Origin of the sequence: Kitasatospora sp. NPDC058965 (genome assembly GCF_042741245.1) — a bacterium.
Lineage (GTDB): Bacteria > Actinomycetota > Actinomycetes > Streptomycetales > Streptomycetaceae > Kitasatospora.
Genome location: NZ_JBHYKG010000015.1, coordinates 21,304 through 46,753, shown reverse-complemented (window position 1 = coordinate 46,753; position 25,450 = coordinate 21,304). Strand labels below are relative to the sequence as shown.

Below are 25,450 nucleotides of genomic sequence, written 5' to 3'. Positions count from 1 at the left end.
CTCTGTGAGTCAGTGGGATGCTGTTCGTGCTGCACACCGGCATCCAGTGGGAGTGGCTGCCGCGGGAGCTCGGTTCGGTTCGGGGACGACAACGCTGCGCTCCCATCATTCTCCAGCAAGCCCCGCGGTGGTCCCGCCCGTGATTCGAGCGACCTCCAGCTCGACCTCGGCGGGGTCGAATGGGCGGCTCGCGAAGAGGCGATCCAGTCTCAGGTCGCTCAACTCGGCGATCTCGCGGTGCCGGCCGACCACGTGCTCGGCGATGCTCCGCAACTGCGCGACGGACTGCGGGATTCCCACCGTTTCGGCGAACACGTTCTTGGTCACGAGCTGCATGCCCATGCGGGCCGTCTCCTCGTCCACCGGGATGCCCGATGCCAGTGACGTGTCGCCGTTCAGCTCGACCAGGATGGCCGCCTCTGCCGCCCGGGGATCGAAGAGGTACCGGCTGTCGGCCGGCTGCCCGTGCAGGTAGCCGGAGACCACCCGGGCGACCTCCTGAGGATCGCAGGGCACCGGGAACTTCCAGCGGATCGCGGTCCGGAAGAACAACAACGAGGCGACGGGGAAGTACGAGTTGCAGCGGGCCAGCGCGTCCGACACCTCCTTCTCGGTGCCGGCCTCGAAGACCGCCTCGACGGCCGCGCGGTATTCCTGGCTCTGCGTCATCGAGAGCCGCGCCGGACGCACCCGCACGGGGCCCTCGGCGGGGTGGAGGGCGATGCCCCGCTCCTCGATCCGGCGCTCCTTCTCGCAGATGAGGTCGATGACCTGCGCCTCCGTCCAGGCGAGCCTGGGCAGCATCGCCTTGCACAGGCAGGTCTGCACGACGAGCGCCTCGACGAAGGTCATCCCGACAGCCTCGGGGGTACCGCGGCGGGCAGCGGTGATCACCCGCTCGCAGCCGGAACGCGACGGGCCGTGCGGGGCGGGGAAGATGCGCCCCGTGTCGTCCAGCAAGCCGCTCCCGCTGGTACCCCCCAGTCCCAGGTAGCGGCCGAGGAGGTCCTCGAACACCTCCTGAACCAGTAGGGCCTGCTCCCTGGCATGCGGAATCTCGTCGCTCCTGTCGGAGTACTGGCTGCTGAGCTCCGTGTGGTTGGCCAGCATCGCCGCCAGCCACCGGCCGAGCAGGGAGTTCGGTTGCCGCGCGACGCCTTGCCTGCGCTGCCTGTTCCAGAACGAGTTCATGGGATCTCCTTCACGCACGCGACCGACGGGCCGGCCTCGAGGAGTCTGCCGGCCGCAGCCTTTCGGCCTCCGTCCGGGGTTGGGCGAGGAAGAGCTCGGTGGAGTCGTCGGTGCGATGGTCCATAGCGGGAGCGGGTAGGTCTTGCGGGACAGCAGGTGGACTGGGACGAAGTCGCCGTGCGGCCGGCTCCGGCGGCACCTGCTCCCGCGTCGGCTTCCTGACAGCCACCGGCAACGTTCCCCCTTGTCCGACTCCGTCCGAGAGTGTCAGACCATCATGGGTCGTACGGTGGCGAGCTGTCAGGCGCCCGAGTTGTTCGCCCGGCGAAACAGCGTTCCCACTTCCCTCGTCCGAGGCTGATCCGGTGCTCCGTCTGGCCACCTGCGCCGGCGCGAGGGGCGGCAGGCGGTCGCCCGCACCGTCCGGGCGAAGACCCGTCACGGCCCGTAGGACCGCCGACCGCGGCCAGCAGCAGTCGACCGTCGGAGCCGAGCGGGGAGACCGGCAACCGCCTGTGGCCGGAGATCGTGAACGCGTCGGCCGGCGCCACCGTCGTGGATCTCGTGTCGACGAGCAGGTAGATCCCCAGGTCCTCTGCCCGCCCAGCCCCGAGGCCGGTGCGATCGGACAGAGGCTGCCCTGGCATGCTTCGTCGCATGGGATTGTTCAAGCGAGCCGACAGGTCGAACAGCGCCCCGCAGGGACGTGATGCGGAGGGGCTGAGCTCGCTGCTCCTCCAGGGCGAGGACATGATCGAGCAACTGGCCGACGCGCACAGGTCTTGGGGGCTCGGGTCGGCGGACCGGTGGGGCCTTGATCAGCGGACCGGCGTCATCACCTGGACCTTCCCGGACAAGACTGCCACCGCTCCCGCGCAGATCCTCGGCAGTTGGAGCCCCTCGTCGTCCTCGTGGCAGTGGGCATGGGCCAATCCGACCATCCTGCCCGAGCTGAGCCGCGACTCCCGCGTCGTCAGTGAGTGGGCCGAAGCCAACGGCCACGGCGGTCTCGCGACGCCGACGATCGACGCCGACGAGCAGATGGCAGGCGTGATTGCAGCACTGGCGGTCCGGATCACCGGTGCCACGGGCTTCTATCGCGGGCCCGGTGCCAAGGCGGTCGTGGTCATCACGTTCGGGCCGGTCACCCTGACTGCGCAGGACGGCAGCACCTCGACGTTCACGATCAATATCACCTGACGGGCCCGGTGCTTCCCGGCGAAGGCCGTCAGCTACTGCGCACAAGGATCGTGGCCCACCGGTGAGCAGCTGGGCGCTGGACCCGGCATGACGGCTGAACACCGTGGGCCGCCAGCGGGAGGCGTGGTGGCGCCGCGGAGCGCGGAGGCGGTGCACCGGTACGACCCCACCGGCACCCGCTCGGCCGTCCTGGCGGGAGTGAGCGGTGTGCCCATGCGGCGTCAGGCCTTCTCCTGGTAGTCGATCGTGTGGCGCAGCCGGTACAGGTACGCCTTCTCGCGGGCCAGCACCGGCGGCCGGGCGGTAACGCTCTCGAACAGGCCCACGGCGGCGATCGTGCCGGCCGTGGCCAGGCCGTACAGGATCGGCCAGCAGATCAGGAAGACGAGGACGGCGAGCGGGCCGACCACGAAGAAGGAGACTGCGCTGAGCAGCGCGGTGGCCAGGGTGACGGCGACCCGCTTGGCAGTGAGCCGCGGGGGAAGCATCCGCTTCTTGTCCACCGCGAGTGCGCCCAGGCACAGCAGGGCCAGCGCCAGCGCCAGGAAGAGGCCGGCGCCGATCCAGTGCGACCGGTAGTCGGCGGCCGAGATCTCGACGAAGCCGCCGAGGTGGCTGCTCGGGTGGACGATGACGCGGTGCGGGCCGAAGACGTAGCCGGCGCTGGTGGCCAGGGCGAGGGTGGCGAGCCCGGTCAGCCGCTGCTTGCGCAGCACCAGGGCGGCCAGCAGCACGGGTATGAGGGCGGCGAAGACGGCGACTGCCTGGTCGGCGATCCCCCAGGCGACCAGGCCGACCACGGCGGCCGGCAGCCAGACGGCCGCGGCGTGCAGCGGGGCCCGGGAGTTGAAGGGCGAGGTGGCGGTGCCGTAGAGGGTGAGCTCCCAGGCGGTGGCCGTAGGGACGCTGAACTCACCGTGCTCGAGCCCGTAGTCGACCCGGGCGTGCCAGGCGGACCAGCGCAGTGCCTCGAACCGGGCGCGCTGCTCGTCGGACAGCCCCGGGCGGCTCTCGACCCTCTCGGTGCGGTGGCCGCCGACGAACTCGGTGGTGATCAGCACTTGGTGCCCGGCCTGCCGGTCGATGATTTCCTGGGCCTTCACCTCGGCCAGGTATGCGACGTACCACTCGGCGGAGCCGTGGGGGTGGTCGGAGGGTGCCATGGCCGTCTCCCGGTCTGCGCGGCGCACCGGATCGGCGGCGGGCCGGGATCCGGTTGTGGAGCTGACGTGCAGTCACCCTAGTGCGCCGCGCGCGACCTGCGAAGGGGTCAAGTACCGTGCGCCGCACGGGCCGTGGTGACCCGGCGCAGGCACCCGGCGTGCGACGGGCCGGGTCGTGCGCCGGATGGCAGGGGTGCCGTGCAACTGCCCCGGGTCAGCGCGGGAACGGGTGCCGTCGGCCCGGTATTGGCGAAGCCGGGGTGCGAGTGCCGTTCCGGTCGATCCGGCCCGGGACTGTCAGCCCCGCCCGCCGGGATCGGCGGCGAGTCGGCCGAGCATGGCGATCACGGTGATCCGCGCCGTCTTGTCGTTCGTGACTGCGCAGTGGGCATCGACGCCCCGCTCGTCCGGTTCCTGGTCCGGGGCAGTGAGGCCGATCCGGATCAGGTCGACGGCGTACTCGTGGTAGCGGGTGTGGTCGGCGGCGGCGCGGACCGCTTCGTTGTGGTCGATCCGGCCGGGGTCCGCAGCGCGCAGCAGCGCCGGGTTGGGCGGGGGGCCGAGCACCTCGGTGATCCATCCCGAGACGGCTTCCCGGGGGCAGCCCTCCTCCAGCATCGAGGCGTCCGCGACGGTGAGTGCCAGGTGAATGAGGAGGGAGCCGAACCAGTTGGCGGCCTCGGCCGGAGGTGTGCTCGTGCCGGCCGGCGGCATGACGGCCTGGTACAGCGCCCCAGGATCGTCAGTGTGCGCGGCGGCGACGACCGCTTTCACGGCGCTGTCGAGGGCGGCCCGGTTGATGGTCACGTCAGCGCTACTCCCCATGGTCATGGCTCGACGTCAATCTACCGTTCCGCCTGCGGGATCGGGGCGATTTGCAGACGCCTCGTCCCCGGGTCGGATGCACCGGTGGGTGAGGGCCGCGGCCGGACGGAACCACGGCCGGCCGAGAGGTCATCGGCGGCGCGGGTCCCGCCTTCCGAAGGCCGGGCCCGGGATGACGGGGGCGGCCACGACCACGGCCTGACGGCGGGTGGCGCCGTAGCGGGCGACCGGCCGTGCGAGTGGGCCTCGCTCCGGCCGACCAGCGCGAGGATGCCGGAGCGGCGTTCTGCCCCGTTCAGGAGGCTTCGAGCGCGGCGAGGGCGCAGAGGAGTTGGGCCCGGACGACCTCGGGGAAGCGCTCGGTGTGGTCGGTGCCGGACTGCCGGGGGAGGCCCACCACGCCGTCGGCCTGGGTTCGGGCAGCGATGAGGCGGACGGGGTTGCGTCAGCAGCAGGCGAGGTTGCTCCCGCCCATGGGCGTCGCGGTGGCGGCGGGGACCACCGAGGTACCGCTGTCGACCGTCGACACGGTCGTGGTGGCGGACCCGCTGGGCGCCAGGACGAATACGACGCCGCACGCGAGCAGGGCGGCACTGACGACCAGCGGAAGGATCGTACGCACGGCGGTGGGCCTTTCGGTTGGAAGAAGTTGACTCCAGGAGTCAATCGAAATTGACTAAAGCTGTCAATGGAGGTCCAGTGCTGCGCGGTTCGCAAGGCGGAGCTCGGGGCCCGATGGATGCGGTCACGACAAGGTCACATCTAGTAGCGTTCCTTGGCCGACGCGGATCTGCGAATCTCCTTGGCTGATGCATGCACTTGGTGTAAAACAGGGAGTCAAATGGGGTATCCCAGAGTCCTCCCCGTTGACCGGAGAACCATGGCTCGATCACAGAGTGAGATGAACGGCATCGGGCAGCGCCTGCGCGAGCTGCGTCAGAAGCGCGGCCTGAGCCAGCAGGACCTCACCTCCCTGAACCTCTCGGTGAGCTACGTCTCGTTGATCGAGAGCGGCAAGCGCGTGCCCTCGGAGGCCGTCCTGAAGGCGCTGGCGGAGCAGGTCGGGTGCACGGTCGACTACCTGCGGTCCGGGCGGGACGACGCCCGGGTCAAGGAGCTCGAACTCAAGGTCGCCTTCGGTGACATGGCGCTGCGCAACGGCGCCAACGGCGAGGCCGTTCAGTCGTACGGGGAGGCGCTGGCCAACGCCCCGCTGCTGCAGGAGGCGACGGTCCGCCGGGCCCGGCTCGGTCAGGCGCTGGCCTTCGAGAAGCTCGGCCGGCTGGAGGCCGCGATCCAGCTGTTCACCAAGCTCTACGACGACCCGGGCACGGTGCCCGGCACCGAGGAGTGGGCCCAGCTCGCGGTGGCCCTCTGCCGGGCCTATCGGGACTCCGGCGACCAGGTGATGAGCGTCGAGGTCGGCGACCGCGCTCTCAAGCGGCTCGACCGGCTGGGTCTGGAGTACACCGACGACCACATCCAGCTGGGGGTCACGCTGATCGGCTGCTACGTCCAGCGCGGCGACCTGACCCAGGCCCAGCTGCTGGTCAACCGGCTCTCCGCGGTGGCCGAGCAGAGCGGCTCCCGGGTGGCCCGCGGCTCGGTCTGCTGGAACGCCGCCCTGGTGGCGCGCAGCCGCGGTCAGTTCCAGGAGGCGCTGGCCCTCACCGAGCGCGCCCTGATGCTGCTGGCGGAGACCGACAACGTCCGCCACCTCGGCGTCCTCAAGGTCAACTGTGCCACTTACCTGCTGGACGCCGACAGCACCGACTACGAGCGGATCGAGGAACTGCTGACCGACTCCCGGGAGGCGATGCTGGAGGTCGGCACGGCGTTCGAACAAGCCGGGGTCGAAGCCCAGTTCGCCCGCCTGGCCCTGCGCCGAGCGGAGCCGCGGGGGGCGATCGACCGTGCCGGGCGGGCGATCGGGCTGCTGCACAACGCGGCACCGTCGGAATCCGCCTACGCCCGGGTGCTGCTGGCGCAGGCCCAGTTCGACCTGGGCGAGGAGCGGTCCGCCCGGGAGACCATGCGGGCGGTCGAGCGCGAACTCCTGCGGCTGCCGAACAACCGCGCAGGCGCCGCGGTCTGGCGCCAGGCCGGCGACGTCTGGCTGGCCAACGGCCACCCGGACGAGGCGATGGCGCTCTACCAGCGGGCGCTGGGCGGAGCCGGCTTCGCCCCGATGCACAGCAACCCGCTCGCCAAGCCGTCGCCCTCCCCGTGGGATGGCGATGCCCTCGTCGCGCCGGCCAGGGTCGTCAGTGCGGACGGTTCGTCGCCATCCCCGGAGGCCTCGCCGAGGTGACACCCCGACCTAGCGCCCCCGGCCGCCCGGGCGCCGACGCATCCCGGCGTCGACGCACCTGACGCCGGGCGCCACAGGGCCTCCGGTCGTCCCCCGGCCGAAGGCCCTGTCCTCGAGGAGCTCCGGGCTGCGCGTCCCGGACGCTCCGGGCCGGTAGCGCAGCCCGCGAACGAGGCCCACGGTGAGCGGTGACACGGCGGCGGGTGGGCGGACACGGCCACCGCGCCCGCCCACCGCGCCCGCCACCACCCCCGGTCGGTCAGCCGGTCGGGCGGTCGGCGCTGCCCGCCTGGTCGGCCTCGCGCAGCCCGTTCGGGTTGCCCGGCACGGGCTCGACGGGCTCGCACGCCGCCACCGTGGCCTGCACGTCGGCGCAGCCACCGCCCACCGGGGACACCACGGACTGGGCCAGGCAGGAGACCAGCGTGCCGTTCAGGCCGCAGCTGCCGGTGCCCGCCGGGGCGGCCCACTCGTTGTAGGTATGGCCGACCCAGGGCAGCACGCCGCCTTCGTAGCCGGCCGAGACCCGGGACGGGTCCAGGGTCAGCGCCCACCAGTACCGCCAGCTGTCGTTGAGCGACTGCTGGTGCCAGCCGGTGTCCCGCCAGGCGCCGTTGGACCAGGTGGTGTGCGTGTCGGCCATCACCTGGGTGTAGTTGTCGTCCCGGACGTAGCGCCGGGTCTGGGTGTGGTAGGTGGACCAGGTCGACCAGCGCTTCACCAGCTCCTGGGTGGTCTGGCTGACGATGCTCGGCGGCGCGGGCGGCGGCGGCGTGTTCGGGTTGCCACCGGAGGGCGGGGTCGCCCGGGCGGGCTGGGCCGGCGGTGCGATGGTCGGCGACTGGCCCTGCGGCACCGGACAACCGCACCACTCGACCCGCCCGAAGGGCAGCAGCCGGTAGTAGTCCCGGGACTTGGCGTCGTACATCACGTCGCCGAAGGGGTTCTCGGTCATCTTGGCCAGCAGGATGACCGAGAGTGAGGCCACGACGGCTGCCCCGGCCTCCGGCCCGATGGCGGCCAGCACGCTCTCCACCGCCCCGGCGGAGAGCCCCTCGCCGAACAGCGCCTCCTCGATGTCCACGAAGGTCGTCGCGCGTTCCAGGTTGCTCTCGACCGCCTCGTCCACCTGCATCAGCGGATCGAGGGCGATCTTGAGGAGCTCGTTGCGGAGACGCTTGGTCAGCTGGTCGAGGACGAAGTGCATCATCTCCTTGCCGCCCTCGTCCTCCTCCGGCGCGACCCCGCCGTACCGGTAGGAGACGAACACCGACCAGTCGTACGCGAGCGACTCCGGGGTGAACCCCTCCCCGTCCGGGCCGGTGTAGGAGGTGACGCACCCCTGGTAACCCCAGCCCCAGCCCTCGCCCAGGTCGCAGACCATCGGGTGGGACTTGTGGCCGTCCGGGTCGGTGTTGCTGACGGGGTTGCCGTCCGCGTAGCCGTAGCGGTTGGGGACCGGCCGGTCGTCGCGGGAGGCGAAGTCGGCGGCCGCCGGGGTGTACCAGCGTGCGCCCATGTCCACCCAGCCGGTGGCCGGATCGGTCCAGTCGCCCTGGAAGCCCAGGGCGGGCGCGGCGCCGGTGTGGGCGACGACGGTGCCGAACGGGTCGTAGGAGGTGCTGGCGGACAGTCCGGCGGCCGGCTGCTGGGCGGCGCCCGCGGCCTCCCAGCCGACCAGGTCGCCGTGCGGGTCGGCCACCGGCAGCAGCGCGGTGCTGCCGGTCCCGCCGGTGCGGGCCGCGGCCGGCGTGCCGGCCGGGCCGCGGGCGTAGGACTCGGTGCCGTAGCCGACCGGCTGCTGGCCGGTACCGGCGTAGGACAGGCCCGTCCCGGAGCGGCTGACCGGCCGGTTCAGCGGGTCGTAGGAGTAGCTGGTGCCGCCGTCGCCGGTCAGCCGGTCGAAGGCGTCGAAGGTGCTCTGGGTGGTCGCGCCGCCGCTGGTGGCGGTCGAGGCCAGCGTGCCGCGCGGCGTGTACTGCAGGGTCTGGGCCCCGGCGGCGGTCTGCGCGGTGGTCAGCCGGTCGCGCTGGTCGTAGGTCCAACTACCGATCTGGACAGCGGGGTTGGTGCCGGTGACGGTCTGTTCGGTGAGGCGGTTGCCGTCCGCGTCCCAGGTGTAGTCGTGCTCGGGCCCGCCGCCCTGCGGCACCCACCTGGTCAGCCGGTCCAGTCCGTCGTAGGCGTAACTGCCGCCCGGCGCACCGACAGTGACGTTGGTGTTGGTCAGGTTGGAGTCGCCGTCGTAGCTGTAGCCGGCGCTGTAGACCGTGGTCCCGGCGGCGTTGTGGACGCTCAGCGCGCTGGTGCGCCCGCGGCCGTCGTACTGCCAGGCCTCGCCGGTGCCGTTGGGCAGTGAGAGCGACTGCCGCTCGCCGGTGTTCGGGTCGTAGCCGTAGGTCTGGGTCACCCCGGTGAGCGGGTCGGTCAGCGAGGCCAGCTGTCCGTCCTGGCGCCAGCCGAAGCTGCTGGTGCCGCTCGTGTCGGTGCGCGAGTAGGCCTGCCCGTTGGCGGTGTAGGCGTAGGCGCTCTCGTCGCCCACCCCGTGCGTGTCGAGCAGCAGGCTGCGGTCGTCGTAGTCGAAGGTCTGGGTGCCCAGTGCGTTGGCGGCCGAGACGCGGCGCCCGTCCAGGTCGTAGCCGACGGTGGTGGTGGCGTCCGCCGCGCCGCCGCCGTAGCCGTGCACCTGGGTGGTCTCGCCGCGGGTGTCGACGGTGAGGTCGGCGGTGACCCCGCCGGGCTTGACCATCCTGGTGAGGTCGCCGGCCGCGTTGTAGCCGAACGTCCACTGACGGTCCGTCAGGGCAGGGGTGGCGGTGGTCGCGGGCTCGGTCATCGTCTCCGGCAGACCGAGGGAGTTGTAGCTGAGCACGGTGGCGTTGCCGTTGCCGTCGGTCTGCCGGCTCGGGTGCCCGTCCAGGTCGTAGCCGACCGTGGTGTCGACCTGCGGGACGCCGGTGCCCGAACGCCGCTGCGAGACGGGCCGGCCCAGCATGTCCAGGTAGGTCTCGGTGGTGGTGCCGTTCGGGTTGGTGGCCAGCACCGTCTGGGGCGCGTCGTAGTTGGTGGTGCTGACGTCCACCTGGGTTCCGTCGGCCGCCCGGTGGCGGACCAGGACCAGCCGTTCGGCCAGGTCGTACTGGTTCTCGGTGATCCGGCCCGCCGGGTCGGTGACCCTGGTGACCTGGCCGGCGAGGTCGTACTGGTAGCGGGTCGGGTTGGTCACGCCGGGCGTCCACGCGGCCACCGGCTCGCCCGCCACGTCGTAGTCGGTGCGGGTCTGCCCGCCGCCCGGGGACCGGACCGAGGTCAGGTCGCCGAGGTCGTCGTAGCCGTAGGCCGTGGTGTAGCGGATCGGCAGCGCGCCGTTCGGCTGGCGGACCACGACGGTGCTGGCGACCTTGCGGCCCAGCGCGTCGTAGCCGAACTCGGTGCGGGCACCGGTCGGGTCCACCGTGAAGCTCACCTGGCCGGCCGCGTCGTAGCCGTACTGCGTGGTCGGCCGGACACCGCCCACCGCCGGGCCCTGCACCTGGGTCAGCCGGCCCGACAGGTCGTAGCTGTTGGTGGTGACACCGCCGCGCGGATCGGTGGTCTCGAAGAGCTGGCCGACGGAGTCGTAGGTCTTCCTGGTCACCGGCACGATCGGGGAACTCGCACCCGGCGGGGTGTAGGCGGGGCCGTCCACCTCCACCACCCGCCCCGCGTCGTCGTAGACGGTCGTGGTGGTGTTGCCCGCGGCGTCCTGCTGCTGCGTCTGGTCGCCGAACACGTCGTAGCCGTAGGTCGTGGTCTCCCGGACCTGGCTCGACGGCTGACCGTTCTGCTCCGCCGACACCAGCGGGGTGGTGGTGCTGATCTGACGGCCCAGCTCGTCGTAGGCGGTGTTCTGGGTGACCTGGGTGGCGTCGTCGTAGTCGATCCGGTTGCCGTCCGCCCCGATCGTGCCGGTGACCAGGCCGCGCTGGTCGCGTTGGTAGGAGGTGGTGAGGTTGCCGTTGGCGAGCACGACGCTCTCGCAGGTGGGCAGGCCGGTCAGCGTGGCGCAGTAGGTGGTCTGCTCGGTCACGCCGCCGCCGGTGGCGGTGGAGGTGGCCAGCTCGCCCAGCCCGGTGTAGGTGCGGTGCACCTTGCGGTTGAGGCCGTTCGGGTCGAGCACGGTGTCGACCAGCTTGCCCTCCGCGTCGTAGGAACTGGTGGTCACCCGCAGGCCGGCGTCGGTCTGCGAGGTCACCCGGCCGCTGCCGTCGTAGGTCCGGTTGAACAGCGTCACGTCATGGCTGGTGCCGTCCGCCTGGACCACCCCGGGGCGCACCTCGCTGGTGAGCTGGTCGTCCCAGGTGTACTGGTAGGTGGTGACCCGGCCGAGCGCGTCGGACTCCTGGGTCAGCCGGCCGGCCGGGTCGTAGCTGTACAGCGCGGTGGTGATCAGCTGTCCGGTGGGCCCGCTGCGCTGGATCTCGGACACCTGGCCGGACCGGTACCAGTGCTGCTCGGTGCGGCCCAGCGAGTCGGTGACGCTCTGGTAGGCCTGCGGATCGGTGCCGTTGCCGCGGTAGGTGATCCCGTACGCGTAGGTGCTCACCGCGCCGCCCGGGTCGGTCACCTTGGTCGGGCGCCCCGCATTGTCGTACGCGGTGTCCGTGGTGCGGTTGCCCGTGGTCCGGGCCGCCGCCGGGGACGGGCAGGCGGCCGCGCCGGTCTGCACGGTCCGGGTGACCAGGCCGTCGCCGTCGTACACCCGGCAGGTCCGCAACTGCTCGGCGGCGTGGGTGACGGCGTTGGTGGTGGCCGGGTCGACCTGCTCCACCACCCGGCCCACCGGGTCCAGGGTGTACCGGGTCTGCACACCGGACGGGTAGCCGGTGGTGTACTCGGTCTGCGAGGTGCGCCGGCCCAGGTCGTCGTAGTCGTAGACGACGCGGCGCCCGGACGGCTCGGTGACCTGGGTCAGGTCGCCGTCGGGGTTGTAGTCGTAGGTGGTGATGGCGCCGTAGCCGCCACTGCTGCGCAGCAGCCCGGCGGGCACCGTCGCGGGGCCGGTGCCGCCGCGTCGGGCACCGACCGCGGTCTCGGTGCCGGCGGTGTAGGTGTAGCTGGTGACCGGTCCGCCGGTCGCCTCGGGGACCGGATTCCCGGTCCGCTGCACCAGGCGGCCCTGGCTGTCGTAGCCGAACATGGCGAAGTCCTGCTGGCTCACCTGCTCCGGCGCGGTCTGGACGCCCGCGATCCGCATGTCCGCCGGGTCGCCGCCCGGCACGGCCGCGTAGTTGGCCTGGTGGGTGACCTGGGTCGACGCGTCGCGCATCCGGAACTGCCCGGTCATGTTGCCGGAACCGTCGTAGGTGACCTGGAAGTTGTTGTAGTTCTCGTCGGACATCCCGAGGAACTGCCCGTTCACGGCGGAGAACATCCAGTTGCGGTGCGGGGAGGCGGTGTCCTTGAGCATCCCGTGGTTCAGCACGATCAGCCGGTTCAACTCGTCGAACCGGTAGGTGCGGTACTGCACCGCGGTGTTCCCGATCCCGCCCAAGTCGGCCTCGACGATCGGCCCGCCCTGGGAGTTGTAGGCCGACTGGTAGTCCGTCAGGTAGGCGGCCTGCGGACGGTACATCAGCAGCATGCTGGAGTTGCCGTCCGGCTCGGTCAGGTGGAAGACCTTCGCATCGTCGTACCAGGTCCGGAAGGTGCCGTTGCCGAGATCGGTGAGCTCCGAGTTGGAGGTCCAGCCGGTCTCCGCCTCCAGCGGCTCCGCGACGGTGCGCCCGGCGGCGCTGCGGGAGAACCAGGCACTGGTGTCACCGGTGTTGTACTGGGTGCACTCGTTCGCCGGGTCGCACAGCTGGGTGAGCTTGCCGCAGTGGTAGCTGTAGAGCCAGCGCATCGGCTGGTCGCCGCTGCCGGCCCCGTCGGTGTCGACCTCGCCGACCATCGGCGGCTGCGGCGCCGTGCAGCCGCTGCCCTGGTCGGTGGTCCAGGCGACGGTCAGCGAGCGACCGGAGGGCTGCTGGGTGACGGTGCTGACCTGGCCCGCCGCGTTGCGGGCGAAGTCCAGCTCGCCGGAACCGGCCTGGGCCACCGTGCGCAGCTCACCGGCCGGCCCGTAGGTGACCACCTCCTGGCTGCTCTCCTTGACGGTGATCACCGAGTTGGCGTCCACCGTGACCCGGTCGGTGGACCCGCTGGTCGCCCGGCTGACCCACCCCCCGTTCAGCTTGCCGAAGATCTCCTGCCGCCCGTCCGGATAGGTCACGGTGAGCAGTTGGCCGTCCGGGCTGTACTGCGCGCCGGCGTCCAGGGCGGAGAGCCAGCCGTGCCCGAAGGCCCCGGTGAAGCCCTGCTGGGCGGCGGCCGAGGAGTAGTAGCGCTGGATCTGCAGCGGCACGCCGGGGCCTTGCACGGCCGCGTCGGTGACCGGGTCGACCCACATTCCGTAGGGCAGCACCACGCCGTCCACGGTGGCCAGGCCGAGCCCGGCGCCGACGGCACGCCAGGTGTCCGGGGCGGGGACCACCACGGTCACCTGGTTGGGCGGGGCCCAGCCCGTGGACGGGGTCATCAGGCCGCCGTCGGTGACCCGGGCCGACCAGTAGAAGGTGTCGTTCCACTGCAGGATGTCCGGCGGGATCTGGTAGGTACCCCCGCCCCAGTCGGTGGTCACGCAGGACTTGGTCAGCGCGGCGTCCTTGCAGGCGATGATCTGGAAGGTCACGTTGGCGTTGGGCCACTTGTCCACGTCCTGGCCGGTCACCGAGAGGGTCGGGGTCCGGGTGGTGACGGTGCCGTAGTTCGGCGGGGTCTGCAGCGTCAGGTTCGGCGGCTGGTTCTGGATCGTGTAGCTCACCGTCATGGCGCACACGCCGTTCTGCGAGAACCAGCCGATGCCGTCCTCGCTCACGTCCCAGAGCACCTTCCAGGTGCCCGGGGCGAGCGCGGCGATCGGGGCGGTGAGCGTGACGGCGTCGCCGGTGGCCAGCGTGGTCGGCAGCGCGGTCATGGGGAAACTGCCCGCCACCGCGTGGCCCGCGCTGTCGTAGAGGTGGTAGCCGAGCCAGGTGTGCCCGGCGGGCCAGCTCTGGGTGCCCTTGTTGGTGACGGTGATCTGCGCGGCCCCGGCGGAGGTGTTGGTCGGCGTCAGCACCAGGGAGCCGCCGCTGTACGCGGCGTACAACGCCTCGCCGGGGACCAGCGCGCACGGGTCGACGGTGGTGTCCGTGGCGGCCGCGGTGACGACCGCCGCGGTGCGGGCCGCGCTCGCCTGCACGGTGGTCGTCCGCGCCGGATGCGCGGGCGGCTGGTCGGCCAGCCGGGTCGACTGCCCCGGGACCTGGGCGGGCGTGACGGTGGTGGGGGTGGTTCTGGCCTTGATCTGCCGGGCGGTCTCGGCCTGCGCCGCAGCCATCTTGTCGAGGAAGGTCCGCTGCGCCGAGCCGGGCGGCGGCTCCTGCGCCGGCGGCGACCGGTCGACCTTCGGAGCCTTCGGCTTGTACACCGTCGCCGGTGGCGAGGTGACCGACGCCGCGGCGTCGCTGCCCCGCAGCGGCGCCGGCGCGGCCGCCACCGCCCGCAGAGGCACCGCCAGCAGGCTGAGGCACAACAAGAGGACGACTCCGAGCCGTTTCACCCTGATCCCCCGTCACATGAGTTCGCACCCTACGCACGCAGCCCAAAGCTTGGCGTCCGACCGCCCTCACCGGACAGGGGAGACCTGGTGAACACTGGGTATAAGGAGCGCCAAGAACAGTTCGCATGCCGGGCGATGACGGTATGTCAGCCCGAGCAGCCGTGGGCCTCGCGCGCTACCGGTACCGCCGGCGGGCGGGCCCACTCTCCCGCGCGGGTGGGCAGGGGCCGGCGTCCACACTTCAACACGCGAGTGTCTGTGCACTGGTGGTCCATACCGGGAGGTTCGACGGCGGTCGGACGGGCGGCCCGCAGGGCGGAACGCGCGGCACGGGTCGAAGCGGCGGTCGGCCCGCACCTGACACCCGCGGCACTCGATCTGATCGATCTGACCGATCTGCTCGAGTACGCCTGGCACGACTGCTACCGGGAGATCACACCGGGCGAGAGCATCATCGACGACGTACTCGTCCGCGCCCGGGGCGACCTCGGCCGGATGATCCACTTCGCCAGGGCGGCCGTCGAGGGTCACGAGTGGCACCACGTGGCGTGGACGGTTCACCTCGTAGTCCGGCGGCGGAGTCGACACCGCTCGATACAGCGAGAGGAGCGACTCCTCGTCGCTGTACCACTTGCCCGTGTCGGTGAGGGACACGATTCCGGAGTCAATCCCGAAGCCGCCGTTGGCGACCTCGCAGTAGATCGTTCGCAGTAGCAGCGGGATCGGACACCCGACGGCGGCTTCGAACTCGTCCGCAGCCTCAGCCGATGCAGGAGGAGGCAACTGATTGCTGTCCGCGAACTCTCGGATCCTCGCAACAATCTCGCCGTCGGGTCGGCCCACAACATCTGTCACGAACGGAACGGTAGAGCACGCTGCCGACAGCTTGTACCCGACCAGGGCAAGCAACTCCTGGACCTTCAACACCCGAGTCTGTGGAAGCCGCCCGTGATGAGCCTCAGGAGGCGAGGAGTACGCGCTTGAGCAGGAGGTCGAGCTTGTCGCGTCCGAACATCTGCCTCTTGAGCATCTTGATCCGGTTGACGTCACCCTCGACCGGGCCTGAGTTCCAGCGAAGTGTGAGGCCGGCCGTGACGGCGTCCCAGTCCTTGCGCAACCCGGTGGCGAAGCCTCGCAGCTCGGGCAGGGGGCTTGCCTCAGCGTCTGCGGTCCACTGTTCGAGTTCCTCCTGGCCACGCCGGTTCACGAGGATCGAGGCAAACCGGGCGACGAGGTCACACGCGTGGGCCAACTCGACGCAACGGATGCGCAGTTCCTTCAGGAGGACTTGCTGTGCCTCGGATCGGTGTTCGGGGTGGGTGAGGATCAGCCCGGTCACCTCGCGGACCTTGGGGACCGGTGGGCGGGTGGTCGGCTTGGCGTTCTCGCGCAGCCGGTGCACGAACCGGCGGCCGGTGCGCTCGCTGACGGCCAGGCCGCGCTCGGAGAGTTCGCGGTGAAGCCGCAGCGCGCTGTGGCAGCCTTCGTTGAACCGGGCGGTCAGGTAGGCGGCGTGCGGAACCTGTCAAAGCGATCAAGGCAGGTGGTCGCGTCTAACTTTTGGTCTGTAACTTCGGGTCTATCCGCGATCTGACAGGCCCCCGCGGTCAGAGTCGGAGTTCCGCAAGCACCGGGTTGGCCGCGAGTCGTGGGTACTTGCCACTGAGCTCGGTCAGCACGGCCTGTCGGAAGCCAAGCCAGGAGTCCTTGAGGTCAGCGAGCTCGCAGGCCGCCTCGGCTGCCGCGTACGTGCACGAGACCCGCACCTTCCCGTCGTCCGGGGCGAACTCGATCAGCTCGGCGTTCTCAGTGAAGCCGACCGTCGAGTGCTCGCCCCGCTCCAGGTGTTCGAGTACGCCCTTCATCGACCACAGGAAGTCGAACACCGGTGTCCACGACCACGGCGGGGTCAGATGGACCTCGCCGATCGTAAACGAGAGGTCGCACAGGAAGTAGTACCAGCGCAGGTCAGCACGGCTGACCACGGCGAGGTCCACTCCTTCCCGGTTCTCCCGGCCATGTTCCACGTACGGACCGGTCCGGCGATACTCGATCTCGATCATCGGATCTCCTGTGGACGCTCCAGCGGGGACTGCTGCTGGGCGGTCACGTCGTCAGCGGGCCTGTTGATCCAGGCCTTGTCGGGTATGGTGGGCGGTTCGGGACCTGCGGACGAACCGCTCGGGGTGCTGGTTGTAGGCGTCGGCCAAGACCTTGGCCCGCAGCTCGCGGACGAGGTCGGCTTCGCCGTGATGGACATCGTAGGGCGTGTGGTAGCCGATGCCGCTGTGCCGGTGCTCGTACTGGTACCAGCGGAAGAACTCAGCGCACCACTGCCGGGCATCGGACAGTGAACCGAACCGGTCCGGGTAATCAGGCCGCTACTTGATCGTCTTGTATTGGGCCTCCGAGTAGGGGTTGTCGTTGGAGATCTTCGGCCGGGAGTGCGACCTGGTCACGCCGAGGTCGGCCATCAGGACAGCGACCGACTTGGCGGTCTTGATCGCGCCCCGGTCCGAGAGGATCGTCAACTCGTGCTGGCCAATGCCGTGTTTGGTTATGGTGTCCTCGATGAACTGCCTGGCGAGTTCCTCGCTCTCGTGAGCGGCGACCATCCAGCCGACCGTATAGCGGCTGTAGATGTCGATCATCGTGTAGAGGCAGTAGAAGACCCGCTTGACCCGGTTGGGCGCCTCCGCCATCAACTCGGGTTTCTTGCGGGGCGGGTGGGTGGACTGGCGGCGCCGTTCGCGGACCTCGCCCCGCTCGCGCAGGATCCGGTACATCGTCGACTCCGAGCACAGGTAGACGCCCTCGTCGAGCAGCGTCGCGTAGACCTCGGCCGGGGGCCGTGTCCTGGAACCGCTCGCCGTTGAGCTTGGCCACGACCGCCTCCCGCTCGGCGTATGTCAGCGCCTTCGGGTGCGGCCGGCGCTCGCGCACCGGTCGGCGGCGCCGGCGACTTGCGGTGGTGCCGGTACCAGGTCGCTCGATTGACGCCCAGAGGAGGCTCTGTCCCGTAATCGGTGGTAGCGCTGTGTGGTGATCACTGGAGCAGGATGCGGTGGCGGAGGAGGTCGAAGCCCGCGCGGCCGTGCATCTGCCTCATGATTCGCTTGGTGCGGGTGTTGACGCCCTCGGTCCGGCCGTTGTGATGCGGGAGGGTGAGGCCGGCGTCGACGGCTGCGCGATCGAGTTCGAGGCCGTTGACGAAGGCGTGCAGGTAGGGGAGCTCGGCGGCGCGGACGCCCGCGATCCATGCGGTGAGCTTCGCTTCGTTGCCCACTGCCGGAGTGAGGAGCTGGGCGAACTCGCCGACGAGCACCGCCAGTTGGTTCATTTCAGGGCAGGATCCGGTGAGCTCTGCCAAGAGGGTCGCGTCCTTGTCCCGGAGGTGGTCGGGGTGGTGGAGGATGAGGCGGGCCAGGCGTTGCGGGGTGATGACGGGCCGGTCGCCTTCGGCGAGGCCCTGGGTGATGTAGCGGTAGAGGAGGTTGAAGCTGCCGGTGTAGCCCTGTTCCTGGATCTCGCGGAACAGCTGCTTCACGGGGACGGCGGGGTCGGCCGCACGGCGTCCGCGCAGGTCGTCGCGGTAGGGGTCGGCCAGGGTGGGCCGGTAACGCGGTGCCCGGCGCAGAGGTTCGGGCTCGCGGGTGCGTGCATAGCGTTTGACGGTGTTGAGCGCCAGGTTCGGGCGGCGGGCGCATTCGAGCAGACCCACGCCCTTGTCCGGAAGGTCGTGGATCTGGTGCCGGCGCTCCTGGGTCGTCTGCTCGTGGACGCCGGCCGGGCGGGGCGTGTTGGCGGTGGCCCAGCAGGCGCTGTGGGAGCGGACCTCGGCCAGCGTCTTCTCGCACAGGTTCTTCCAAAGGTGCCAGCGGTCGCTGACCTGCGCCGCTTCGGGCAGAGCCCGGCGGACGGCCTCCCCGTAGGCGCCGGAGCCGTCGCGGCAGACGACCTCGACACCGGGGTGCCCGCGCAGCCAACGCTCCAGGGCATCAGCTCCGCGACCGGGTAGGACGTCGATGCGTTCGCCGGTCTCGGCATCGGTCAGGACGGTGGCGTACCGATGGCGGCGCTTGAGTGCGAAGTCATCGACGCCGAGGACCTGCGGCACCCGCAGCACGGGTAGAGGCAGCCGGGTCAGCAGCCGCAGGGCGGTCGAGCGGCTGATCGCCGCGGCCAGGGCATGGGAGAGGCGGGCACCCGCACGGCCTGCTAACTCCTTCACCACCTGGCCCAGTTGATCGGCGAGCCGGCGCGTACGGCGCTGGTAGCGCTCGATCAGGCCGGGAACCTGCTCGCGGAACGTCTGCCGCGGGCAGCCCAGGACCGGGCACACCAGGCGCCGGCCCAGCACCGACACCGCAACCCGCCGGCCGTCCACCGGCACATCCGCGACCACGCGCCCGTGGAAGCCATGCACCCGCCCCGTCGGTTCCCCGCACACCGGGCACGGAACCGGCTCGCCCCGAGTCCGGGCCGCCACTCGAATGACCTCGCCCTCGTCCACCACATCCTGAACGACCAGCGCCGACAGCCCCGAAAAGACCGCACCCACAAGCTCGTTGACATCTCGCACGCAACGTCAACGACGGCCATCACCCTTCGTCACCACCGATTACGGGACAGAGCCGTTCACTGGACAGACCCACAGCCCGCTGCGGGCGAGGGTGACGGCGGCGACCAACAAGGTCGAGGTGTTCAACGGCTTCTCGGACTGGGTGCGCTTCGGCCAGAACGGCACGGTCGCGGCGAACGACCCGGTCGAGCAGGAGAAGGACGTGAAGTTCACCTCCCTGCTGGCCAACCTGGTGATCTTCCACACACCCTGGACATCGCCGACGTGGTCCGCGAGCTGCAGGCCGAGGGGCGCCCGGTCGACCTACTCGACCTCGCGCAGGTCTCCCCGTACCTGACCGAGCACATCAAGCGGTTCGGCGAGTACTCCACCCACGAACTCGGCCTCACTCCCGACGGCTACGACGCCCGCCTGGACGTCGACTTCAGCGTGCTCGGCGGCGACAAGGCAGCAGCGGCATGACGGACAAGCCGACGCGGTCCGAAAACCGTTAGCGCTCCCAGGGGCATTGAGCCGAGACTGATCGGTCGATCACATCGGACAGGAAGAGTGGCCAGCCCTGACGTACAACCGTGACACCCTGCCCTTCCCCGACAACCGCGTGCCCCCCATCAGGTACAAGGGCGTTCGGGACTGGGAAGAGTCCGACCCTGCCCGCCACTCGTTCGCCTGGGACGAGGACGAGAAGGAGCACCTCCGCTCGCTGGTCCGCGAGTGGGTGCCACCCGTGCTCTCCGGTATGGCCGGCTGGTGGCAGGGAGAACGCTGGTGCGAGGGCCAGGTGGACGCGATCATCCGGGAGCGATACGGCACCTGGGCCTGGGGATGGAACTGGTACCACTACAGCGGCGGGCCTATCGGCAACTGGACCGGCGGGCCGAGCTCGGTGACGGCCCCCGACGAGACTGCGGACCGGGCCGTGGCCGCGCTGCTGGAGTGGCGGGAGTGGCTGGAGCGGACGGCCCAGCGCTTCGCCGAGCTGGCGCCGCCGCCGGACGCCTCGCCCGAGGACCGCAGCTGGCACCTGGAACGGGCCTGCGTCCGGCTCGTGACCCACACCATGGACTCGGGCGCGGACAACGCCTGGCGCGGCCAGACCTCGATCGTCCTGGGCTGGTTCCTCCAGAGCACCGGCATGGACCAGGCCGAAGCCGCGCAAGCGGTGGAGAACGCGATCGGCGGCCGGTTCAAGAGCTGGGTCACCCCGGAACGGACGCTGATCGAATCCGTCGGCGAGGACCTCGCCGTCGGCCTTACCGGCCACGCCCCGTACCGGGACCAGCGCGAGTGGGAAGCGCTGGAGAAGCTCCATGACCGCTACTGACAGCCTCTCGGTCTGGCTGCGCGTGCGCCGCGAGGTCGATTGGCGGCATTCACCGGTTCTGCAACGGGTCCCGGCCGGCCGCGACGGGTTCCGGTCCTGGTGCGAGGGACCGGTGCGTCGGCGCGACCCGATTCGCGCTGAGCGTCTGCTCGCCGCGCACACCCTGGCCCGGGAGGACGCCGCACGCCAGTCCCCGCTGAACTTCGCCCTGCTGGCCCGTTGGCAACGCGAAGTCCTCGCTGCAACAGGGACACCGTTCCGCGTGAGCGACGCCTATGCGAAGGCTGGCCGCGAGCGCTACGGTCTGACCCCTTACACGCAGGCCTACTTCGATTCCTGCCTGAACGAGACGACCGACCCGGACATCCCGCTGGCGGCCCGCGCGGCCCGCGCCTACCTCGACGTGGCGTTCTTCCACCCCTTCGCCGATGGCAATGCCCGCGCCGCACTGTTGACCTTGGTCTATGTCCTGGCGCGGGAGGACATCGTCCTTCCTGAGGTCGACCCCCTCCAGACCACCCGCTACGCGGATGACCCGGCCGGTGCCGCCGACCTTGCCACTCTCATCGGGGTGCTCAACCGCCGCCGACGCTGAAGCGTTCGGGCGAGGGCACCGACCTTCCGCCAGGCTTAACAAATCATCGTTTTCTGAAGATCGCCGGGCGGACCGCCGTGTCCTGTGACAGCGAACCTGAACCAATTGCCACCGAAGTTGGACCGCCACCAGTCAGGTCAGGCCCCAGGACGGTGGCCCACCAGCTGCAGCGCCCAGCTTTGCTTGCTGGCGGCGGACGCGCTCGGCGCGATGCAACGCCTTGCTGGGCGCTACTGACTTCGGCGCGTCAGGGTGAACTGTCCCGGTTTGCCTGACGGGCTCGTTGTGGTGGCTGTATCCGGTGGTGTGTGAGATATGCGGATGGGGGCGGCCTGACCACCGCGGGTCGGGTGCGCCGGGAGTCGGTACGGATGCAGGCGGCCGAGCTGTTCGAGCAGGGGGTCAGGCCGCCGGAGGTGGCACGGCGTCTGCGGGTGAGTGGGAAGTCGGCCTACCAGTGGCACCAGTTGTGGCGTGAGAGCGGGGTTGGCGCACTGGGCCTCACGCGGTCCGAGTGGGTCGCGGTGCCGGCTGTCGCCGCGCTGCCTGGAGAAGCTCGCCGCGTACCTGGACCAGGGGCCGGCTGCGCACGGCTGGGTGGAGGACCAAGTGTGGACCGCCGCACGGGTGGCCACGCTGATCGGGCGGAAGTTCACGTCTCGTACAGCATCTCGGGCGCCACGAGACTGATGCACCGGCTCGGATTCAGTCCGCAGGTCCCCGCGCGCAGGGTGGCCGAGCGTGACGATCAGGCCGTCAGCGTGTGGAGGGAGGCGACCTGGGCGGAGGTAGAAGAGCCCGGGCAGCCTGTGGGGGCTACATCTGCTTCGTTGACGAAGCAGGCTTCACCCGCCGACCGCCCAAAGGCCGCACCTGGGGCCGACGGGGCCGCACCCCGGTCGTGACGGTCAGTGGCCGCCGCTCGGGACGCCTGTCCGTGGCGGGCCTGATCGCGATGCGGCCGGGTTCGCGCACCCGGCTGTGCCACTGCGTGCTTGCCCACCCCGCAGGCAAGGGCCAGCGCCGCAGCATGAGCGAGCGCGACTTCATCGCCCTGGTCGACGGTGTCCACCACCTCGTCAAGGCGCCGATCGTGCTGGTCTGGGACCGCCTCAACACCCACGTCTCCCACGCCATGCGCAAGTTGATCGCCCAGCGCACCTGGCTGACGGTCTTCCTGCTGCCCGCCTACTCGCCCGACCTGAACCCCGTCGAATGGGTCTGGGCACACGTCAAGCGCAGCCTCGCCAACCTCGCGGTGGTCGCCCTCGACCGACTCGAAGCCCTCGTCCGCAACCGACTCAAGCGCCTCCAGTACCGGCCCGACACCCCCGACGGCTTCATAGCCGGCAGCGGCTTGACCCTCGACGGTCCAACCTCACCCTGAGAAGCCGAAGTCAGTATGCCTGATTCTGGCGCTGACTGCGGGGCGGGGCGCCGTCCTGGCGATCGCGCGGTGCCTTCGGCGGCTGGTGACGAGGACGGTCAGCGTTACCAAAGCCACCGGTCGAGGAACGCGGGCCAGGTGAAGGCCTTGTAGCCTCCGAATGCCGCAGGGTCGATCTCCTTGAGGTCGTCGGCCAGGGCCTGTAGCTCGTGCAGTGCGGCGTCTTCGTCCTCAAACGGATCTTCGAGCACCCGGGACTGGCTGAGGTGGCGCCCGAAGTGGTGGAGAGACAGGAGCCACCGTTCGACCGAACCATTGGCGAACCGGGCCTCACCGTTCCACCCGATGTGGTGGACCTCGCCGGTGACTGGCTGGACGCCGAAGGCCTGCCAATGGTCCAAGCCCGGTATCTGGGAGATCGTGAGCTTGTAGAACCGTCGACCGTCGGAGGCCACCAGCTGCGGGGATGACTCCTCCTGGTAGGGGACGTGGGTGATGATTTGCTCGGTGATCGGAATTCCGACGCTGGTCAGCAGGTGCTTTGCCTCGGCTGGGATGTCCCACTCGGCGAGGGTCTGTCGGATCGCGCGGTGGACATTGTCCGGACCGGCCCAAGCTGCAAGGTCTGCGTGGGTGACCATGACGTCCCTCCCTGGGCGTGCGACTGTGACGACCCTACGCGCTGCTCCTGGCAGCCCCGCGGGTGGTGTGCCCGTGGCTATGGGCGGCGCCGGGTGAACAGGCCCGGTTCGAGCTCGGCGAGGATGCCGAGGCTGACCAGGCGCTTGCCGCACCGAGTCCGATGGCCAGACAGGCGAGGACTGATCCGATGAGCACTGTGCTGATCGGGCGGTCCGGTTCGTCGTCGGTAGTGTTTCCGGTGTTGCCGTGCTGCGGGGCGTGTCGTGGCCTGACGCGCGGTCGATCCTGGTGGGTTTGGCGGCCGGTGGTCGGCGGGCCCCGACGACTCTCACCGTTCCCGGGCTTCCTCGGTCTGGTGGACGGCGTGACCGTCCGGGAAGCGGGAGCGGGGAGCAGGGGGCAGGGGGTGGGTCAGAGCTGTTTTCGCGGTTTCTTGTGCCCGTTGGGGTGGGCGGGTTCGGTGGGTGTGTTTTGGGTTGTGTTGATGGCTTGTCAGGGTGGTGTGTGGCGGGTTCCCTTGATGGGCCGTGAAGGGAATTTCACCACACGGTTTCTTGGTGGCTTTGGTGGGTTTTCCGGTGTGCTTCTTTTCTCCTTGCCGTTTCCTGGTCCGGATTCCCTGTCGGCGGTCCTGTGCTAGGAGGGGGAATGCCGGGGGGCGGGTCTGTGGTTCGGGTGGCGTGTGGTCCGGTGATCCGTTGTGGGTGGTCTGGGAATCCTGTGTGCAGGGTCTGGCGGACGTTTTCTCTGTTTTCTGCTTTTGTGGTTGGTCGGGGGTTGGGTGGTTGCTTCGGGGTTGCTGGGCCGCTTTTTCGGGTTGGGGTTGGGCCGTGTTCGGGTCGTGTTCCTGCCGGGGCGTTCCTGCGGGTGGGGGCGGGCCGGCGTTCCTGCGGGTCGTGTTCCTGGTGGGTCTGGCGCGGTCGGTCGGGTTCCTGCGGTGGGCGGTGGGCCGGTGGGTGTGTTCTGGGCGGTGGGCCGGTGGGTGTGTTCTGGGTGGTGGGGCGGTGGGTGGGGTGCCGGGTGTTGTGGTGGGTGATCACGGCAGCGGAGCCCCTGGTGGACGGGGGTCGACCGGGGGGTCGATTGTCCGTGCAGGGGCTCCGGTGGGTGTGCTGTCTGTTGTTGTTCGTGTGGTGTCTGGCCCGGATACGGGGATCCCGGCGGGTTTTCCGGTGGGGTCCCCGTATCCGTGGGGTGTGGCGGGGTGGTGCGGGGTGTGGCGGGTGGTGTTGGTCCGCTGTGGCCGGGTCACCGGGGGTGGTGCGGGGTGTGGCCGGGTCACCGGGGGTGGTGCTGGGTCACCCGGGGTGGTGCGGGGTGGTGCGGGGTGGTGGTTGGTTAGAAGTGGAGCATGTACTGGAAGTCGGAGCCGACGTTGTCGACGTGGAGGTGGCTGCGGGTGCCGTAGGCGAGGGGGTTGTTCCAGTTGTACTCCTCGACGTCGTAGGAGCCGTCGGAGTAGACGGCGTTGACGTAGGCGACGTGGCCCAGGCCGGGGTTGTGGACGGTGTTGACGGCGATGGCGCCGACGGTGGGGGTGGAGTCGACGGAGACGCCGGCGGTGCGGGCGGCGTTGACCCAGTTGGCGGCGTTGCCCCAGGTGGTGCCGCCCCAGGAGTTGCTGAAGTTCGGGACGCCGAGGCGGCTGGCGATGCGGTAGGCGGCGAAGGCGGTGCAGTTGTCGGCGGCGAAGCCGCGGGTGCCGCCGTCGAAGTCGTTGACGGGGCTCTGGTTGCCGCTGCTGCCGCTGCTGAGGAACTGGTGGGAGGCGTTGTTGTTCTTGAGGGTGGAGTTGAGGTTGCCCTTGGCGCCGGGGGCGAAGTCCTGGCTGGCGCCGCCGAAGCCGCTGTTGTAGTAGACGCGCACGGTCTGGTTGGTGCGGTTCCACACGGATGCGGCGTTGTTCTTGACGCACACGCCCTGGCCGGCGCCGGCGCTCTTGAAGTCGTAGCAGGTCGGCTCGGTGGCGCCGAGGTCGCTGATGGAGCCGGTGAAGTCGGAGAGGGAGCCGGCCTCGTTGCTGTTGTAGTAGTAGCAGAACTCGCCGGAGTCGCAGACGCCGTCGCGGGAGGCGGCGAAGGCGGGGGTGGAGGTGCCGATGAGGGGCAGGGCCATGGCCATGGCGGTGGCGGCAACGGTGAGCGCGGTGCGTATGGTCTTCAAGGCAGGTCTCTTTTCGTGAGGTGAGATCGACGGGTTCGTTGGTCGTGCTCGGGCGGTGCGGTGCGGTGCCCGGGTGGCGCAGTGGCGCAGTGCGCGGTTGATGGGTGCGCGCGGTGGTGCGTGGCGCGGGTGGTGCGGTGCGCAGTCAGTGGGTGCGCTGGTGGTGCGTGGCGCGGGTGGTGCATGGCGCCGGCGGTGCAGTGGTGCATGGCACGGGTGGTGCGGTGCGCGCGGTGGTGACTGGCGCGGGTGCGTGGCGCCGGTGGTGACTTGCGCGGTTGGTGCATCGCGCTGGTGGTGACTTGCGCGCGGTGGTGCCTGGCGCCGGCGGTGCAGTGGTGCATGGCGCGGGTGGTGCGGTGCGCGCGGTGGTGACTGGCGCGGGTGCGTGGCGCCGGTGGTGACTTGCGCGGTTGGTGCATCGCGCTGGTGGTGACTTGCGC

At 70.3% G+C, this 25,450-nt stretch carries 20 protein-coding genes and 1 pseudogene; 8 read left to right on the top strand and 13 right to left on the bottom strand.

What is annotated here, in order from left to right; genetic code table 11:
- Positions 1 to 105: 105 nt before the first annotated feature.
- Entirely contained in the window at positions 106 to 1,191 is a 1,086-nt protein-coding gene (locus tag ACFW1A_RS04815; protein WP_380404181.1) for a hypothetical protein, read from the bottom strand.
- 657 nt (positions 1,192 to 1,848) lie between these two features.
- Between ACFW1A_RS04815 and ACFW1A_RS04810 the strand changes: the two genes are divergently transcribed.
- Positions 1,849 to 2,391 carry a DUF6882 domain-containing protein gene (locus ACFW1A_RS04810; RefSeq protein WP_380404178.1) on the top strand — a complete coding sequence of 181 codons (543 nt, stop codon included), beginning with the start codon at positions 1,849 to 1,851 and terminating at the stop codon, positions 2,389 to 2,391.
- A gap of 221 nt (positions 2,392 to 2,612) precedes the next feature.
- Here ACFW1A_RS04810 and ACFW1A_RS04805 read toward each other — a convergent pair whose 3' ends face one another.
- From ACFW1A_RS04805 to ACFW1A_RS04795, 3 genes are all read right to left on the bottom strand, one after another.
- On the bottom strand, positions 2,613 to 3,554 hold the full coding sequence (locus ACFW1A_RS04805; RefSeq protein ID WP_380404175.1) for a hypothetical protein: 942 nt from the start codon (positions 3,552 to 3,554) through the stop codon (positions 2,613 to 2,615).
- Between the two features lie 297 nt (positions 3,555 to 3,851).
- Positions 3,852 to 4,361 (bottom strand): hypothetical protein, encoded by a 510-nt coding sequence (locus ACFW1A_RS04800; protein WP_380404172.1) that lies wholly within the window; start codon positions 4,359 to 4,361, stop codon positions 3,852 to 3,854.
- 463 nt (positions 4,362 to 4,824) lie between these two features.
- The gene (locus tag ACFW1A_RS04795; protein ID WP_380404169.1) at positions 4,825 to 5,001 is read right to left on the bottom strand and encodes a hypothetical protein; all 177 of its coding nucleotides are present in this window, start codon (positions 4,999 to 5,001) and stop codon (positions 4,825 to 4,827) included.
- Between the two features lie 258 nt (positions 5,002 to 5,259).
- Between ACFW1A_RS04795 and ACFW1A_RS04790 the strand changes: the two genes are divergently transcribed.
- Positions 5,260 to 6,690, top strand: a complete 1,431-nt coding sequence (locus ACFW1A_RS04790) for a helix-turn-helix domain-containing protein (protein ID WP_380404166.1) — start codon at positions 5,260 to 5,262, stop codon at positions 6,688 to 6,690.
- A 259-nt stretch (positions 6,691 to 6,949) separates the two neighbouring features.
- Here ACFW1A_RS04790 and ACFW1A_RS04785 read toward each other — a convergent pair whose 3' ends face one another.
- The 7 genes and pseudogenes from ACFW1A_RS04785 to ACFW1A_RS04755 all read right to left on the bottom strand — a co-directional run bounded on the left by ACFW1A_RS04785 (position 6,950) and on the right by ACFW1A_RS04755 (position 18,896).
- Entirely contained in the window at positions 6,950 to 14,266 is a 7,317-nt protein-coding gene (locus tag ACFW1A_RS04785; protein ID WP_380404163.1) for an RHS repeat-associated core domain-containing protein, read from the bottom strand.
- Between the two features lie 114 nt (positions 14,267 to 14,380).
- Positions 14,381 to 15,238: a hypothetical protein gene (locus ACFW1A_RS04780; RefSeq protein WP_380404160.1), complete on the bottom strand. Its 858-nt coding sequence runs from the start codon at positions 15,236 to 15,238 to the stop codon at positions 14,381 to 14,383.
- A 34-nt stretch (positions 15,239 to 15,272) separates the two neighbouring features.
- Positions 15,273 to 15,653: a transposase gene (locus tag ACFW1A_RS04775; RefSeq protein WP_380404157.1), complete on the bottom strand. Its 381-nt coding sequence runs from the start codon at positions 15,651 to 15,653 to the stop codon at positions 15,273 to 15,275.
- A gap of 268 nt (positions 15,654 to 15,921) precedes the next feature.
- Positions 15,922 to 16,377: a hypothetical protein gene (locus tag ACFW1A_RS04770; RefSeq protein WP_380404154.1), complete on the bottom strand. Its 456-nt coding sequence runs from the start codon at positions 16,375 to 16,377 to the stop codon at positions 15,922 to 15,924.
- 51 nt (positions 16,378 to 16,428) lie between these two features.
- Positions 16,429 to 16,668: pseudogene (locus tag ACFW1A_RS04765) on the bottom strand (integrase core domain-containing protein); the annotation flags it as partial.
- Between the two features lie 27 nt (positions 16,669 to 16,695).
- Positions 16,696 to 17,100, bottom strand: coding sequence for a DDE-type integrase/transposase/recombinase (locus ACFW1A_RS04760; RefSeq protein WP_380404151.1), 405 nt, complete (start codon positions 17,098 to 17,100; stop codon positions 16,696 to 16,698).
- A gap of 260 nt (positions 17,101 to 17,360) precedes the next feature.
- Complete coding sequence (locus ACFW1A_RS04755) at positions 17,361 to 18,896, bottom strand: ISL3 family transposase (protein WP_380404148.1); 1,536 nt, start codon at positions 18,894 to 18,896, stop codon at positions 17,361 to 17,363.
- 91 nt (positions 18,897 to 18,987) lie between these two features.
- Here ACFW1A_RS04755 and ACFW1A_RS04750 point away from each other — a divergent pair, with 91 nt between their 5' ends.
- The 6 genes from ACFW1A_RS04750 (at position 18,988) to ACFW1A_RS04725 (ending at position 22,202) form a co-directional block, all read left to right on the top strand.
- The gene (locus ACFW1A_RS04750; RefSeq protein ID WP_380404145.1) at positions 18,988 to 19,233 is read left to right on the top strand and encodes a Tn3 family transposase; all 246 of its coding nucleotides are present in this window, start codon (positions 18,988 to 18,990) and stop codon (positions 19,231 to 19,233) included.
- Entirely contained in the window at positions 19,161 to 19,358 is a 198-nt protein-coding gene (locus ACFW1A_RS04745) for a hypothetical protein (RefSeq protein WP_380404143.1), read from the top strand. Before ACFW1A_RS04750 ends, ACFW1A_RS04745 begins: the two co-directional genes overlap by 73 nt.
- A 139-nt stretch (positions 19,359 to 19,497) precedes the next feature.
- The gene (locus tag ACFW1A_RS04740) at positions 19,498 to 20,220 is read left to right on the top strand and encodes a hypothetical protein (RefSeq protein ID WP_380404137.1); all 723 of its coding nucleotides are present in this window, start codon (positions 19,498 to 19,500) and stop codon (positions 20,218 to 20,220) included.
- Positions 20,207 to 20,815, top strand: coding sequence for a Fic family protein (locus ACFW1A_RS04735; protein ID WP_380404132.1), 609 nt, complete (start codon positions 20,207 to 20,209; stop codon positions 20,813 to 20,815). The genes ACFW1A_RS04740 and ACFW1A_RS04735 overlap by 14 nt, the downstream gene beginning before the upstream one ends.
- A gap of 308 nt (positions 20,816 to 21,123) precedes the next feature.
- On the top strand, positions 21,124 to 21,720 hold the full coding sequence (locus ACFW1A_RS04730; protein WP_380404129.1) for a winged helix-turn-helix domain-containing protein: 597 nt from the start codon (positions 21,124 to 21,126) through the stop codon (positions 21,718 to 21,720).
- On the top strand, positions 21,636 to 22,202 hold the full coding sequence (locus tag ACFW1A_RS04725) for a transposase (protein WP_380404226.1): 567 nt from the start codon (positions 21,636 to 21,638) through the stop codon (positions 22,200 to 22,202). Before ACFW1A_RS04730 ends, ACFW1A_RS04725 begins: the two co-directional genes overlap by 85 nt.
- A 104-nt stretch (positions 22,203 to 22,306) precedes the next feature.
- Here ACFW1A_RS04725 and ACFW1A_RS04720 read toward each other — a convergent pair whose 3' ends face one another.
- Both ACFW1A_RS04720 and ACFW1A_RS04715 read right to left on the bottom strand, forming a co-directional pair.
- Positions 22,307 to 22,843 carry an SUKH-4 family immunity protein gene (locus ACFW1A_RS04720; RefSeq protein ID WP_380404126.1) on the bottom strand — a complete coding sequence of 179 codons (537 nt, stop codon included), beginning with the start codon at positions 22,841 to 22,843 and terminating at the stop codon, positions 22,307 to 22,309.
- Between the two features lie 1,339 nt (positions 22,844 to 24,182).
- Complete coding sequence (locus ACFW1A_RS04715; RefSeq protein WP_380404123.1) at positions 24,183 to 25,007, bottom strand: CHAP domain-containing protein; 825 nt, start codon at positions 25,005 to 25,007, stop codon at positions 24,183 to 24,185.
- Between the last annotated feature and the right edge of the window lie 443 nt (positions 25,008 to 25,450).